We start from the raw sequence: 14250 nt of genomic DNA, 5'->3' as shown, positions 1-14250 counted from the left end.
GCGGGAAGCGTCAAGGCTGTCTTGCAGAGGCCGGGGCTCACCCGGCTGGGGACTACAGCCCTCTGGGCTGGGGTCGATCATGCAGGCACCTTACCAGCGCATGCTGGAGAGCCGCTGTGAGACAAATTCAAGATCACCCCCCGCCGGTACGGAATAATCGCGTCCCACCCTCCCCAACCACAGATCAAACCTCCCAAGCGGACTTCCCCCACAACCCGCCAGCGCGACCCGCCAGCGCGAGCAGGCCTGCGCGACCCGCCAGCGCGAGCAGCCTGCGCGACCCGCCAGCGCGAGCAGCCGTGCGCGAGCCGCCGGCGCGAGCAGCCGTGCGCGACCCGCCGGCGCGAGCAGCCCTGCGCGACCCGCCAGCGCGAGCAGCCCTGCGCGACCCGCCAGCGCGAGCAGCCCTGCGCGACCCGCCAGCGCGAGCGCGCACCGAGCTGGCAGCGCGCCCGAAATTTCGTGATATAGCGCCTGTGTGATCAATCAGTGGAGCGAAAGATAGATCCAATAGCGAAGTTGACCTATCTTTTGCTCCACTGATTGATCACACAGCGGGCGGTCCGGAGCGGCGCGGACCTCGGCGCCCGAAATATCAGGACAAGGTGATCGTGTGGAGCGCCGTTTACCGACCTTCCAAGGTCAGGGGGAGCGCGCGTCAGAGGCTTCTATATAACGAAAATTCGGGCGGGGAGTGCCCCGACTCGCACCTCGACCGGGAATCCTCAGTGGGCGATCTCAGGCGCGAAGGCGCAAGCCGCGAGGGGTGGCGCGGAAGCCGGCCGCGGAGAGCGCGTCGCGCAGGGGTGACGGCCGCAGCGTGTCGCCGTCCGCGCGTTCCAACGACAGCGAGCCGAGCGCACCTGAGTGCACGGCGTCGGCCAGCGCCTTCGCGGCGGCGGCAAGTATGTCCGGCTCCTCGGTGAAGGAGAGCAGCGTCCGGCCGCCGCGCTCCACGTAGAGGACCAATTCGCCGCCGACAAGCGCGACCAGCGCCCCGGCCTTCCGACCGGCGCGATGCCCGGTGCCGGCGGCGCGCCCTGCCGAGACCGGTTCCTCTCCCCCGCCGCGCACCGTACTCCCGCCACCGGACGACGCGGATCTACCGCCGGACGACGCCGATCCACCGCCGGACGACGCGGATCTACCGCCAGAGAACGCAGATCCACCGCCGGAGAACGCGGACCCACCGCTGGAGGACGTGGATCCGCCGCCGGACACTGCGCTTCCGCTGCCGGACCTAGCGGCACCTGACTCGGCAGACCCGCTCCCGCGTGCCGAGACAGCGATGCCGCCATCGCCTGCACCGGTGGCCGCAGCCGTGCCGGTGCCGTCGCCCGAGTCGACCGCGCGATCCGGCCACGGCAGCGCCGCGCCGAACGGATTCGCCGGGTCGGTCGAGGCCAGGATCAGCGCGGGCCCGGCCGTACCCCGGCGGCTTGGATCGTCTGTTTTGTCGGCGAGCGCCCGCAGCCGGTCGACCGCGCCCGGCACCGCGAACTGCGCCGCCCCCAGCCCTTCCACGAAGTAGCCGCGCCGCGCGGCCCCGCGCTCCTCCATCGCCGCGAGCACCGGGTAGACGCCGGCGAAGCCGCCGGGCGGGCCCTCGGCCGCGACCGCGCCACGGGTCACCACGCCGTGCCGTTCCAGCAGCAGGTCCGCGGTGGCGGCGGCGCGCTGGGTCGGGTCCAGCTCCCGGTCCGGCAGCAGCGACCAGCGTCCTGCCATGGTCGGCGGCCCGCTTCTGCCGGGCAGCGCCAACCGGCCCGGCCGCCGGTACCGGCTGCGCGAGGCGACCTGTTTCGTCTTGTGCGCGCCGCCGGAGCCGAGTAGTGCCCGGACCGGGGCGAGCGTGTCATTCGTCAGGTACCCGGCCCAGACCAGATCCCAGATCGCCGCCGCCATCTCGGCATCATCGACGATCGCGCTCTTCGGCCTCGGCTGCTCCGCCCAGGTCGTTCCCGTGTCCGGCGTGACGGTCCGGCCCGCACGCCCACCGGCCACCGCCCCGGAACCGCGACCGCGGACCGACCCGACAGCAGGTCCACCGGCCGACCCGACTGCAGGTCCAGCAGCCGGTCCGGTCTCCGCTCCACCAGCAGGTTCACCGGCCGGCCCGACTGCAGGTCCAGCAGCCGGTCTGGTCTCCGCTCCACCAGCAGATTCACCGGCCGGCTCGGAAACCGACCCGGACGAATCGGCCGCGGCCGGCTCAACGGTCGCGTCGGATGACTGTGCGACCGCCCGCCCACGCCCACGCCGCCCCACTCCCTTGCCGCCGCCACCGACCCCGGCCGGCGCCTCCGTTACGGGCGTCTCAGACGCGGGGGCCACCACCACGGCGGCCGCCAACCTCTGAATCGCGCGGTCCGACAGCGCCCTGAAGAACAACGCCTGCCCGTCCCCGAGCGTCTCCAGGATCGCGCGGTGCAGCGGCGTCAGCGGCAGCGCATCATCCGGCGGGGGCAGGACCAGCGGCGCCGCGTCCGCGTAAGCAAGGGTCACCCAGCCGTCGTGGCCGGGAAGCGTGCCGGCGCCGGACCAGACCACCTCACCTGTCGCGCACAGCTCGTCGAGGTGGCCCGGCGTGTAGTCGCTCACCCGCGCGGGCAGCACCAGGCGCTCCAGCGCGGACGCCGGAAGCACCGCCCCCTGCAGCTGGTCGATCGCCGCGGCCACCGCCTCCACCCCGCGCGCCGCCCCGCCCACCTGCTGCCAGCGCGGCAGGAACGCGGCAAGCGCGCGCCCGGGGACCGGCTCGATCTCGCGGCGCAGCGCGGCCAGGGAACGGCGGCGCAGCAGGCGCAGCACCTCCGCGTCGCACCACTCGCTCGTCCCGGCCGCGCCGCCGGCCACCGGGGAGAACTCGCCGGCGACCACGCGACCGGCGGACGCGAGCCGGCGTAGCGCCTGCTCGACCACGAACACGCCGAGGCCGAACCGGGCCGCGCAGGTCGCGGCCGAGAACGGCCCGTGGGTACGCGCATATCGCGCCACCAGGTCGCCGAGCGGGTCCGCGGCCGGTGCGAGGAACGCCTCCGGCAGCCCGACCGGCAGCGCCACACCGAGTGCGTCCCGTACCCGCCCGGCGTCCTCGATGCCGATCCACCGCTCCTCCCCGGCGATCCGCACGAGCACCGCGCGCCGCGACGACTCGAGCGAGGAGGCCCACGCGCCTGGAGCCCCGCGGAGCGCCAGTTCGGCCGGGGACAGGTCGCCGAGCAGGCGTAGCAGCTCGGCGACGTCCTCCGCGTCGCGCGGGGTGCGGTCCTCGGTGAGCCATTGCAGGCGCGCCTCCGTCTCCCCAACCACTGAGGGGTCGAGGAGTTCGCGCAGGTCGACCCGGCCGAGCAGTTCGCCGAGGAGGGTGGCGTCGAGCGCGAGCGCGGCGGCCCGGCGCTCGGCAAGTGGCGCGTCGCCCTCGTAGAGGAACGCGCCGACGTACCCGAAGAGCAGTGATCTGGCGAACGGGGACGGCCGGGGCGTCTCCACCTCGACCACGCGGACCTTGCGCCCGGCCAGGTCACGGGCGAGCCCGACCAGGCCGGGCAGGTCGAACACGTCCTGCAGACACTCGCGGGCGGCCTCAAGCGTGACCGGGAAGTCGGCGTACTCGCGGGCGACGTCGAGCAGTTGGGCGGCGCGCTGCCGTTGCTGCCAGAGCGGCTGGCGGCGGCGCGGGTCACGGCGCGGGAGCAGCAGCGCGCGGGCGGCGCACTCGCGGAACCGGGATGCGAACAGCGCGGACGTGCCGACCGACTCCTCGACCAACTGGGTCAGCTCGTCCGGCTCGAAGATGATCAGGTCGGCGCCGGGCGGCGTGTCCATGGTGTCCGGCAGCCGGACCACGATGCCGTCGTCGGATGGTACGACCTGCGCGTCCACCCCGTACCGCTCGGTGAGCCGGCGGCCGATCGCGAGCGCCCACGGTGCGTTGACCTTGGCGCCGAGCACGCAGTGGACGGCCATCCGCCAGTCGCCCAGCTCGTCGCGGAACCGCTCGACCACGACGGTGCGGTCGTCCGGGAGCGAACGGACCGCCTCCCGCTGCTCGCGCAGGTAGGCGACCAGGTTGTCAGCGGCCCAGTCGTCCAGGCCTTCGGAGCGCAGCGCCTCGCCGGCCGCGGTGTCACCGGCCTTGACAAGCGTGCGCAGCCGGGCGCCGATGGCCCGGCCCAGCTCGATCGGGCGGCCGGGCGAGTCGCCCTTCCAGAACGGCATGCGGGCCGCCTGGCCGGGCGCGGGCGAGACCAGCACCCGGTCCGGCGTGATGTCCTCGATCCGCCAGGAGGACGAGCCGAGCAGGAACACGTCGCCGACGCGGGACTCGTAGACCATCTCCTCGTCGAGCTCGCCGACCCGGGCGCCGGGTGCGCCGCCGGCCAGGAACACGCCGAACAGCCCGCGGTCCGGGATGGTGCCGCCGCTTGTGACCGCGAGCCGCTGGGCGCCGGGCCGGCCGGTGAGCACGTCGCCGGTCCGGTCCCAGACCAGGCGCGGGCGCAGCTCCGCGAACGCGGTGGACGGGTACCGCCCGGAGAGCATGTCGAGCGTGGCGTGCAGCGCGGACGTGGGCAGCTCCGCGAACGGCGCGGCCCGGCGCAGCAGGTCGGTGAGGTCCGCGACGGTCCACGAGTCCATCGAGACCATGGCCACGATCTGCTGGGCGAGCACGTCGAGCGGGTTGCGCGGGTAGCGCATCTCCTCGATCGCGCCCGCGGTCATCCGCTCCGCGACCACGGCGCAGGAGACCAGGTCGCCGCGGTGCTTGGGGAAGACGATGCCGCGGGAGACCGCGCCGACCTGGTGCCCGGCCCTGCCCACGCGCTGCAGCCCGGCCGCGACCGTGGGCGGCGCCTCGATCTGCACGACCAGGTCGACCGCGCCCATGTCGATGCCCAGCTCAAGCGAGGAGGTGGCGACGACCGCGGGCAGGTCGCCGGATTTCAGCGACTCCTCGATCTGCTTCCGCTCGGTGCGGGAGACGCTGCCGTGGTGGGCGCGCGCGATCACCGTGGGCGCGCCGTGCGACTGTCCCGACTGCGCCATAATCTCCGCAGGCAGCTTCGCCGGCCCTGATGCATCAGGGCCGGCACCCTCCGCCGGCACCTCGTGCTCGGCAGCGATCTCGTTGAGCCGCGCGCACAGCCGCTCCGCCCCGCGCCGCGAGTTGGTGAACACGATCGTCGACCGGTGCTCGGTGATCAGCTGGTAGACCCGCTCCTCGACCGCGGGCCAGATCGACGGCCGCGACCGCCCGGGCTCCGGCGGCCCGCCGTCCGGCTCCGGGCCGGCCGCGAAGTCCTCGCCGAGCGCGGTCATGTCCTCCACCGGAACCTGCACACTGACCTCGATGGTCTTCGTGGAGGGCGGCTGCACGACCTCGACCGCGGCGGCGCCGCCGAGGAACCGGGCGACCTCGTCGATCGGCCGGACCGTGGCGGAGAGCCCGATCCGCTGTGCGGGTTTCGGCAGCAGCGCGTCGAGCCGCTCAAGCGAGAGCGCGAGGTGGGCGCCGCGCTTGGTGGCCGCGACCGCGTGCACCTCGTCGATGATCACGGTCTCCACGCCGCGCAGCGACTCCCGCGCGGCGGAGGTGAGCAGCAGGAACAGCGACTCGGGCGTGGTGATCAGAATGTCCGGCGGGGTACGCGCGAAGCTCCGGCGCTCGTCCGCCGGGGTGTCGCCGGTGCGCATGCCGACAGTGATGTCCGGCGGCGGCAACCCGAGGCGGGACGCGGCGTGCCGGATGCCGGTGAGCGGCGCGCGCAGGTTGCGCTCGACGTCGACAGCGAGCGCCTTGAGCGGGCTGATGTAGAGCACCCGGCAGCGCTGTTTCGCGTCGGCCGGCACCGGCTCGCGGGAGAGGCGGTCGAGCGAGGCGAGGAACGCGGCAAGCGTCTTGCCGGAGCCGGTCGGTGCCACCACGAGGGCGTGCCGCCCGGCCGCGATCGCGCGCCAGGCGCCGTCCTGCGCGGGAGTGGGCGCGGCGAACGCGGCGGCGAACCACTCCCTGGTCGCCGTGCCGAACTCCGCAAGTGCCGTCTCCATGGCCCCCATCCTGCCCGCCCGGTACGACATTTCCCGAGGGCGCCGCCTGAAACCACCCCTACACCAAAAATAGACCGATTTTTCGGGATATGCCGGAGCGGCTACGACCGACCACATCGATGCGTCACAGTGGACGTCGGTCCGCCGAACGGGCGCCCGGAATCAGCAGCTAAAGCGCGAAACCGACACTATCCACACCAGACTGACATCTCCCGTACTGCCTGCCTGGCAACGGTTTGGTGGCATTGCGTGCTGGATCGCTTACCGATCATCCGGTACGGTGTCGCGTTGGCGCTGATCGATGCAGTGGTCCGGGCTGTTTTGTTCACCTCGCGGCCGACTTCTCCCGACAATCGATGGTAGGGAATGAAGTGGCATCACATTTTTCGTCCGACCTGGGGGGGCGATGCTTGACTCAAGGGGCCGCAAGGTGCCCACGCTACGCGCGCAATGGCTCGGCCGGGAGCTGCGCGACCTGCGTGAACGGCGCAATCTGACGCTTCGTCAGGTGGCCGAGCACCTGAAACGCAACTTCTCCGCGCTGAGCCGTTTCGAGAACGCGGAATGGCCGATTCCGCGCCACGACGTTCAGATGCTCCTCGATCTGTACGGAGTGACGGAACGACGTGAACGGACCCGGTTGACCCGGCTGAGCGAGGAGGTGTGGCGCCGGGACGACTGGATCGACGAATTCTCCGATGTGATTTACGACCCAACCTTCTGCGACCTGATCTGGCTGGAGCAGCGGGCGAAGCGGGTCGCCACCTACGACGCGCTCTACGTGCTCGGCCTGCTCCAGACGCCTGCTTACGCGGAGGCGATGATCCGCACGGCCGAGGCCGAGAACGCGGACGACGACCGGACAGCCCGCTGGGTGCAGCTGCGCCTGCGCCGCCAGCGCGCGATCGAGGGCCCGAAACCGACCAAGATCGCGGCGATCGTGGCGGAGTCCGCGCTCCGCAACCCGGTCGGCGGGCCGGAGGTGATGCGCGAGCAGCTGACCCACCTGGGCCGGCTGGCGCGGCGGCGGCACATCGAGATCCGCGTGCTGCCGTCCGGGGCGGGCGCACACCCGGGTCTGGACGGCGCGTTCCTGCTGTTCGAGATGCCGGAGCCGTTTCCGGACGTGGCGTACACGGAGACGATCGCCGGCCGCGCGTTCCTGGAGGGGTCCCGCACGGACCGCTTCGCGTCCGCCTACCGCTCACTTCACGACGCGGCGCTGGACCCGGCCGACTCCACCCGGCTCATCGCCGACATAGCGGACGAGTTCAAGAACTGAAAACCCGACAACGATTCGACGAGGGTACGGGAGGCACGCGCGACATGCGGGGCAACGGGTTCGTCCCGGAGGTGGCCGGGTGGCGGAAGAGCAGCCGCAGCCAGGGCTCGGGCGGCAACTGTGTCGAGGTCGGCCGGGCGGCGGACGGACGGGCGGCGATCCGGCACAGCCGCCGTCCGGCCGAGGCGATGCTGCTCTGCTCCCCGGGCGGCTGGCGCGCGTTCGTGGCCGGTGTGCGCGGGGGCACGTTCGGCTGACCACCCGGACGGCCGCGGAATGGGAAAATCCGCGGCGTGGCATTGACGGCATCACGGGCACTGGTCCGGCAGACCGAGCGCTGGTTCATCCGCCGGGGCGTCCCGTACATGATCGAGGACTACCGGTTCCGGCGGCATGTGCTCCCCCGCATGCTGCCGTTCCTGGCCTTCGTCTCGGTCACCAGCCTGCTGTGGCTGGTGCGGCGCTGGGCGGACCAGGACTACTGGTGGTGGGTACTGGCCGGCACGCTCGCGGCGGGCGCGCTGGTCTGGACCGGGCTCACCGCGTTCAGCGGGCGGCTGCCACGCTTCTCCCGGAGGACGGCCGGCGCGATCCTGGTCTGCTACGCGGTGATGCCGCTCGTCGTACCCTCGCTGGAGTTCTTGATCTCGCAGTCGAACTCGTCACCCGGCGTGGGCGAACGAATCAGCGAGCAGCACACAAGTTTCGCCGGCGCGGTGGCAGCGTTCCTGAGCATCTTCACTGTGCTGTTCGCCGCCGCCTGGCTGACCACCGCGTACGGCGTGGTGCCGCTGATCCGCCGCGGCCTGCGGCACGCGGTGCACGACATGCGCAACAGCGTCCGGATCCAGGGGCGGGCGCTGCCCACGCTGCTCTTCGTCACGTTGTTCTTCTTTTTCACAGGTGAGCTGTGGCAGGCCACCGACCGGCTGTCCTGGACCCGGGTCTGGGCCGTCGTGGTGCTGCTCGCGTCCGTGACCGTGCTGGCCACCGCGACCCGGCTGCGGGACGAGATCGGCCGGGTGGAGCAGGAGCTGCACCCGGCCCGGCTGAGCAAGGACTGCCGCCGCACGCCGCTGGACGGGCTGCCGATGGAGGAGATCGCGCCGGACGGTGCGCTGAAGCCGGTCCCACTCCACCGGCAGCAGGTCGGCAACCTGCTGCTGATGCTCGCTACCCGCCAGCTGATCCAGGCGACGGTGGTCGGCGTCGGCCTGTTCACGTTCTTCCTGATGCTCGGCTGGCTGGTGGTGCTGCCGGAGACCGCGGAGCAGTGGATCGGCGCGCCGCCGAGGCTGTCCGCGGCCACGTTCGGCCTGCCGGTCGCGCTGCTGCGGAACGCGTTGATCCTGGCCGCGTTCGGAAGCATGTACTTCGCGGTCACCTCGATGAGCGACGCCGAACACCGCCGCCAGTTCTTCGCACCGATCCTTGACGAGGTCGAACGCACGCTCGCGGTCCGCGCCGTCTACCTGGCCGTCCGCGAGATCGTCCTGCCCACCCAGACGGCCCTCGACGCGGAATCCGCCGCGACACCGGGCCCGCCGCGACAGCGGGCGAGCCCGGCGGGCGAGCGATCAGAGGTGCGGAGCGACCTCGGAGGCGACGACGTCTAGGTGGTCCAGGTCGGACAGGTCAAGCGTCTGCAGGAACATCCGGCTCGCGCCCAGCGCCTGGTACTCCTTGATGCGCTCGATCGCCTGCTCCGGCGTGCCGACCACGCCGCCGTTCTCGCGCATCTCGTCGACGTCCCGGCCGATCGCGTCGGCCCGGCGGCGCACGTCCGCGTCGGTCTTGCCGACGCAGAGCACGACCGCGGCGGAGAGCACCGGCAGCTCGGCCCGGCCGGCCTCCGCACACGCGGCGCGCACCCGGTCGAACGCCAGCCCGGCGTCCGGGACCTTGACGAACGCCGCGTTGTACTCGGCCGCGAACCGGGCGGCCAGCGCCGGCGTCCGCTTCTTACCGTTGCCGCCGATGATGATCGGCACCGGCGACTGCACCGGCTTCGGCAGCGCAGGCGAGTCGGTGAGCTGGTAGTGCCGGCCGGCGTAGGAGAACGTCTCGCCGTCCGGCGTCCCCCACAGCCCGGTGATGATCTCCAGCTGCTCCTCGTACCTGTCGAAGCGCTCACCGACCGGCGGGAACGGAATGCCGTACGCGGTGTGCTCCGCCTCGAACCAGCCGCTGCCGAGGCCGAACTCGATCCGGCCGCCACTCATCTCGTCCACCTGCGCGACGCTTACCGCCAACGGTGCGGGCAGCCGGAACGTCGCGGACGTGACAAGCGTGCCGAGCCGGATCCGGGACGTCTGCAGCGCAAGGCCGGCCAGCGTCACCCACGAGTCCGTCGGGCCGGGCCTCCCGGTGCCGCCCATCGAGAGAAAGTGATCGGAGCGGAAGAACGCATCGAAGCCGTTCTCCTCGGTACGCCGGGCCACCCGCAACTGGTCGGCGTAGCTGGCGCCCTGCTGCGGTTCGACGAAGATACAGAGCCTCATGGCGTCAACTCTGCCATCGCGATCGTCCGCCCGTCACACATCCCCTCCGATCACCGCGTTCCGTGTCTGGCAGGGAACTCCGCGTAGAGATACGGTGCCAGACATGGCCGGCTACGCATGGATCAGCCTCACCACCGACTACGGTCTCTCGGACGGCTTCGTCGCCTCCTGCCACGGCATGATCGCCCGCACCGCCCCCGCGGTCCGGGTCATCGACGTCACCCACGCGGTCGCGCCCGGCGACATCCCCCGCGCCGCGTCCGTGCTGGCCCAGACCGTCCCACACCTGCCGCCGTCCGTACACGTCGCGGTCGCCGGCCCCGGCAACCGGCGCCCGATCGGCCTGCTGACCCCCGGTGGCACCCTCGTCGGCCCCGACAACGGCCTGCTCCCCTGGGCCGCCGACGCGCTCGGCGGCATCGAGACCGCCGTGACACTCACGAACACCGACTGGTTCGCGCCGTCCGTCTCCCACACGCTGCCCGGCCGCGACCTGTTCGCCCCGGTCGCCGCCCGCCTCGCCACCGGCGCCGCACTCACCGACGCCGGCCCGGAGATCGACCCCGCCGCCCTGGTCCGCCTTCCCGACCCGGTGGTGGCATCCGGCGACGGCTGGCTCGAGGCCGAGGTCACCATGATCGACCGCTTCGGCAATGTGCAGCTCGCCGCCCCTGGAACCACAATCGGGACGCTCTCCGGGCAGCTGGTGGTCGGCGGCGTCCATGCGTCCCGCGGCGCCACCATCTCCGACGCGCCGCGGGGTGGTCTGGTGGTTTATATCGACTCTGCGGACCATGTGGCGATTGCCGTACACGGCGGCCGGGCGGCCGTGGTGCTGTCCGTGATGCCAGGCGATCTGCTCCGCGTCGCCCGTGTCTGATGCGCGTTGGGGCCCGCAGTCATTCGTCCTTCACCGGCCGCCCCGCTCCTCCGTTCCTCCTCGCCTGGGCACCGCTCCTCCACTCCTCCGCGCTCCGATCCTTCGCGCTCCGATCCTCCGCGCTCCGCGCCCCGCGGGGTGTCACGTGGGCCCTGGTCGGGTGGCGCGGGGTGTCACGTGGGCCCTGGTCGGGTGGCGCGGGGTCTCACGTGGGCCCCCGGTCGGGTGGCGCGGCTGCTGTTGGGCGGTCGCAAGGGCCGGCAGCGAAGCCGAGTATCGCGGCGGTCCGGTTCATGCCGGCCGCGTGCGTTTGGGGTGGGCCGGGCCTCAGGCGCGGCCGGTTTCGCGTCAGCGGCAAATGAGCAGCGCGCGCGAATACCGCTAGGTGGACGCCAGCGCCATGGCCGGGTGTACTACCGCGACGGCCCGGCTGATCTCAGCTCCTTCACCCACCCCTGCCTGCGGTCCGGCGGGCAGAGTGTCATCGGCCCTATCTTTCCGATATTGCCGCCCCTGCGGCTGTCCTCTGTCTGTACTGAAGATCCTTGCGGCCCTGGTGGCCCTTATAGCGCCTAAATAAGGGCCACCAGAGTCGCAAGGATCTTTTATTTCACCAGGTGGGAGGGTGTCTCCCGCATTTTGAGCACGCATAGCGCGCGCGGCCGATATCGCAAGCAAAGTCGCACCCGAAATCTCCTCTTGAGGCCCAATTGCGTGATGATCGCGCCTCTCGCCTGCGCCGCGCCTCTCGCCTGCGCCGCGCCTCGCGCCTGCGCCCCGCGCCCCGCGCCCCGCGCCCCGCGCCCCGCGCCCCGCGCCCCGCGCCCCGCGCCCCGCGCCCCGCATTTTGGGTTCTGGCGGCTTGGGCTGGGTGGTGTTGGCGGCGGTTCTTTGCCTCCGGCGGCCCTCCGGGAGGAGCGCTCCGGCTCCGGGGCAACCGCAAGCGCAGGTCAGCTTCGCTGGTAGAGCCTTGTCGGTGGTCGGGTTTCGTGTGGCCTGTCTGCCCCGTCTGCCATCGACCCGGGCAGAGCCGAGGTCGATGGCAGACGGGGCAGACAGGCGGTCACTTTTGTGTGCTCCGCACACCGCGGGACAGATCAACAGCAGAGGTGCACAGCGCGAGCGCAGACAGGGACAGCACCGAGGCCACCACCCGTGCTGGGTCGGAGCAGGTGCGGGTGCGGGTGAGCGTCTGCGCGAGCTGGGCCAGGCGCAGGTGCGGGGCGAGCGCCGACGCGAGCTGGACAGACACGGGCCTCAACAGGGGCGGATTTCAACAGATGCGAGCCGGGTAGGCGCGCGCCCGAGCAGACGCGATACCGATCGGGCGTGGGCCCGATAGGCGGGAGTTTGATAGATGTAAGCCCGTCAAGCGCAAGCCCGGACAGGCACGACTATTCCTCGGGCAAGCACGCGTAAGCGCAGGCACCTGCTAGCGCCGAAAATATAGCCATATAGCGGTCCGCACAGAGCGTGACGAACAACGATCAAGACGGAATGTACATGGGAGTGGTTACAGCCCAGTCATAACCACTCCCACGTACATTCCGTCTTGATCAACATTGGGGCAGCGGCAAGTTGCACCCCGATCGAGGGCACAAAAGCCGTGAAACGCCACGCCCGAGGCAGACTCCCGCCATCAATGGACACGCACAGTAAGACAGCGCGCTCCTGGCCGGCCACTGCCTCCGGACCTAGACGGGCGCCGGACATTGCGGGGGCGGGCCACTGCGGGGGCGGGCCACTGCGGAACCGATCGTGGCGGGCAGGGGGCGACCACGCCACAGGCGAAGATCGCGGCGCCGGGCAGGCAGGCGGGCGGGTCTTGGGGTGGGCTGGGGTACGGCGGGACGGGTGCCCGCGGGAGCGTGCGGGCCGGGCCACGGCGGGAGTGGGAATTCTGTAATGGGTGATGTGGGGTGTGGGTTGGTGTGCGGGAGGCCGGGAAAGGGTGGGGGATGCCTGAAGGCGACACCGTCTGGAACACCGCACGCGTCCTGAACCGCGCTCTGGCCGGGCGTGGGCTTACCGCGTCGGACTTTCGCGTCCCGCATCTGGCGACCGAGTCGCTGGCGGGGTGGACCGCGATCGAGTCGGCGTCGCGGGGGAAGCATCTGCTGTTGCGGATGCGGGAGGCTGCGGGTGGGCGGGCGTTGACGCTGCACTCGCATCTGCGGATGGATGGCGCCTGGCGGGTGTACGCGGCGGGCGAGCGGTGGGCGGGGCGGCCCGCGCACCTGATCCGGGTGGTGCTGCGTACGGCGGAGAGTGTCGCGGTCGGGTATCACCTGCACGAGCTGGCGCTGATCCCGACGGAGCGGGAGGGTGAGCTGGTCGGCCATCTGGGGCCGGATCTGCTCGGCGCGGACTGGGACGGGGATGAGGCGGTACGCCGGATCGAGGCGGCGCCTGACCGGGAGATCGGTGAGGCGCTACTCGATCAGCGGAACCTGGCCGGCATCGGCAACCTGTACAAGTGTGAGCTGCTGTTCCTGCGCGGCGTCGACCCGTGGACGCCGGTCCGTGACGTGCCGGACCTGCCTGGGATGGTGGCCCTCGCGCACCGCCTGCTGGCCTCGAACCGGGGGCGCTGGCTGCAGACCACCACCGGCTCTCTGCGTAAGCCCGAGGCGAACTACGTCTACGGCCGCCGCGCGCAACCGTGCCGCAGGTGCGGCACGGCGATCGCGAAGCATGCGCCGGACGGTGAGACGGCTGCGGAACGCATCACCTACTGGTGCCCGCGCTGCCAGCCGGGGCCGGGCCCGGGGGCCGCAGCTCGCTCAGCGCGTCCGTGACGCCGCGCAGCAGGTCGGCCGCCTCGGTCAGCCGGGATGCGGTGCCGGGGTCGCCGAGGTGGGCGCCGGCCCGCGCGTCCTCCGCGACGTATCCGGCCGAGGCCGCGACAAGCGTTTCGTAGGCGGTGACGCCGTCGGTCAGCTGGACGAGAAGCGTGCGATGCGCGTCCTGCAGGCCGGTGCGGCCGTCAGGTGGCGCGAACCGCAGCGCGCGCTCCACGCCTGCCACCCGGTGCGCCAGGTCGCGCAGCGAGCGTTCGGCGGCCGCGGCCTCGGGCAGTACGGCCGCGCCGTGGCCGGTGAGCCGCGGCGCGAGACCGGCGAGCGTGCCCGCGGCCCGGTCCAGGCGCAGCCAGGGGTCGACCGCGGCCGACCCCTTCAGCTCCGCACGGGCCCGGTGGCGGCGCAGCTCCTGGAGGGCGGTGCGCCCGGCCGGGAACTGCTCGACCATCGCGGTGAGCCGGGCCTGTTTGGCCGCGGCGATCGCGGCCGGGTCGGGCGCGGCCGGGATCGGCTCGGCGTGGTGCCGGCGCAGGTCGGCCCACCGCCAGGCGGCGAGCACGACGGAACCGCCGGCGGCCGCCGCCCACGCGGCGTCGGGCAGGCCGAGCCCCGCGTACGGCGTGAGGATCGCCGCCGCCCCGGAGAGCATGCCGCCAAGCGTGCTCCACCGGCGTGCGGAGCCGCGCAGTTTGCGCGACTCCCGCAGGTACCGTGACCGCTCGTCCACCACCATCG

At 72.1% G+C, this 14250-nt stretch carries 9 protein-coding genes; 5 read left to right on the top strand and 4 right to left on the bottom strand.

The genetic code is table 11. From position 1 onward, the window contains the following. Positions 1-738 precede the first annotated feature (738 nt). Positions 739-6051 carry a DEAD/DEAH box helicase gene (locus ACIA8K_RS21330; RefSeq protein WP_396061802.1) on the bottom strand — a complete coding sequence of 1771 codons (5313 nt, stop codon included), beginning with the start codon at positions 6049-6051 and terminating at the stop codon, positions 739-741. 406 nt (positions 6052-6457) lie between these two features. On the opposite strand from ACIA8K_RS21330, the gene ACIA8K_RS21325 reads away from it, so the two are divergent. The 3 genes from ACIA8K_RS21325 to ACIA8K_RS21315 are packed head-to-tail and all read left to right on the top strand — an operon-like array spanning position 6458 to position 8949. Continuing rightward, on the top strand, positions 6458-7333 hold the full coding sequence (locus ACIA8K_RS21325) for a DUF5753 domain-containing protein (protein WP_396061800.1): 876 nt from the start codon (positions 6458-6460) through the stop codon (positions 7331-7333). A gap of 44 nt (positions 7334-7377) precedes the next feature. Next, positions 7378-7590 carry a DUF397 domain-containing protein gene (locus ACIA8K_RS21320; protein ID WP_396061798.1) on the top strand — a complete coding sequence of 71 codons (213 nt, stop codon included), beginning with the start codon at positions 7378-7380 and terminating at the stop codon, positions 7588-7590. A 36-nt stretch (positions 7591-7626) separates the two neighbouring features. Next, on the top strand, positions 7627-8949 hold the full coding sequence (locus tag ACIA8K_RS21315) for a hypothetical protein (protein WP_396061796.1): 1323 nt from the start codon (positions 7627-7629) through the stop codon (positions 8947-8949). Here ACIA8K_RS21315 and ACIA8K_RS21310 read toward each other — a convergent pair. Further along, positions 8911-9834 (bottom strand): LLM class F420-dependent oxidoreductase, encoded by a 924-nt coding sequence (locus ACIA8K_RS21310; RefSeq protein WP_396061794.1) that lies wholly within the window; start codon positions 9832-9834, stop codon positions 8911-8913. The two genes, ACIA8K_RS21315 and ACIA8K_RS21310, sit on opposite strands and share 39 nt — an antisense overlap. Before the next feature lie 103 nt (positions 9835-9937). On the opposite strand from ACIA8K_RS21310, the gene ACIA8K_RS21305 reads away from it, so the two are divergent. Further along, the gene (locus ACIA8K_RS21305) at positions 9938-10714 is read left to right on the top strand and encodes an S-adenosyl-l-methionine hydroxide adenosyltransferase family protein (protein ID WP_396061792.1); all 777 of its coding nucleotides are present in this window, start codon (positions 9938-9940) and stop codon (positions 10712-10714) included. Positions 10715-11777: 1063 nt separating this feature from the next. Here ACIA8K_RS21305 and ACIA8K_RS21300 read toward each other — a convergent pair. Next, a complete protein-coding gene (locus ACIA8K_RS21300; RefSeq protein ID WP_396061790.1) occupies positions 11778-11966 on the bottom strand; it encodes a hypothetical protein in 189 nt (62 codons plus the stop codon). Positions 11967-12672: 706 nt separating this feature from the next. On the opposite strand from ACIA8K_RS21300, the gene ACIA8K_RS21295 reads away from it, so the two are divergent. Beyond that, entirely contained in the window at positions 12673-13512 is an 840-nt protein-coding gene (locus ACIA8K_RS21295; RefSeq protein ID WP_396061788.1) for a DNA-formamidopyrimidine glycosylase family protein, read from the top strand. Here ACIA8K_RS21295 and ACIA8K_RS21290 read toward each other — a convergent pair. Beyond that, complete coding sequence (locus ACIA8K_RS21290; RefSeq protein WP_396062215.1) at positions 13442-14245, bottom strand: hypothetical protein; 804 nt, start codon at positions 14243-14245, stop codon at positions 13442-13444. The genes ACIA8K_RS21295 and ACIA8K_RS21290 overlap by 71 nt on opposite strands. Positions 14246-14250 lie beyond the last annotated feature (5 nt).

Source organism: Catenuloplanes sp. NPDC051500, from assembly GCF_044454585.1.
Lineage (GTDB): Bacteria > Actinomycetota > Actinomycetes > Mycobacteriales > Micromonosporaceae > Catenuloplanes.
The sequence above is the reverse complement of the archived record's forward strand: the minus strand, read 5'-3'. Positions and strand labels throughout refer to the sequence as shown.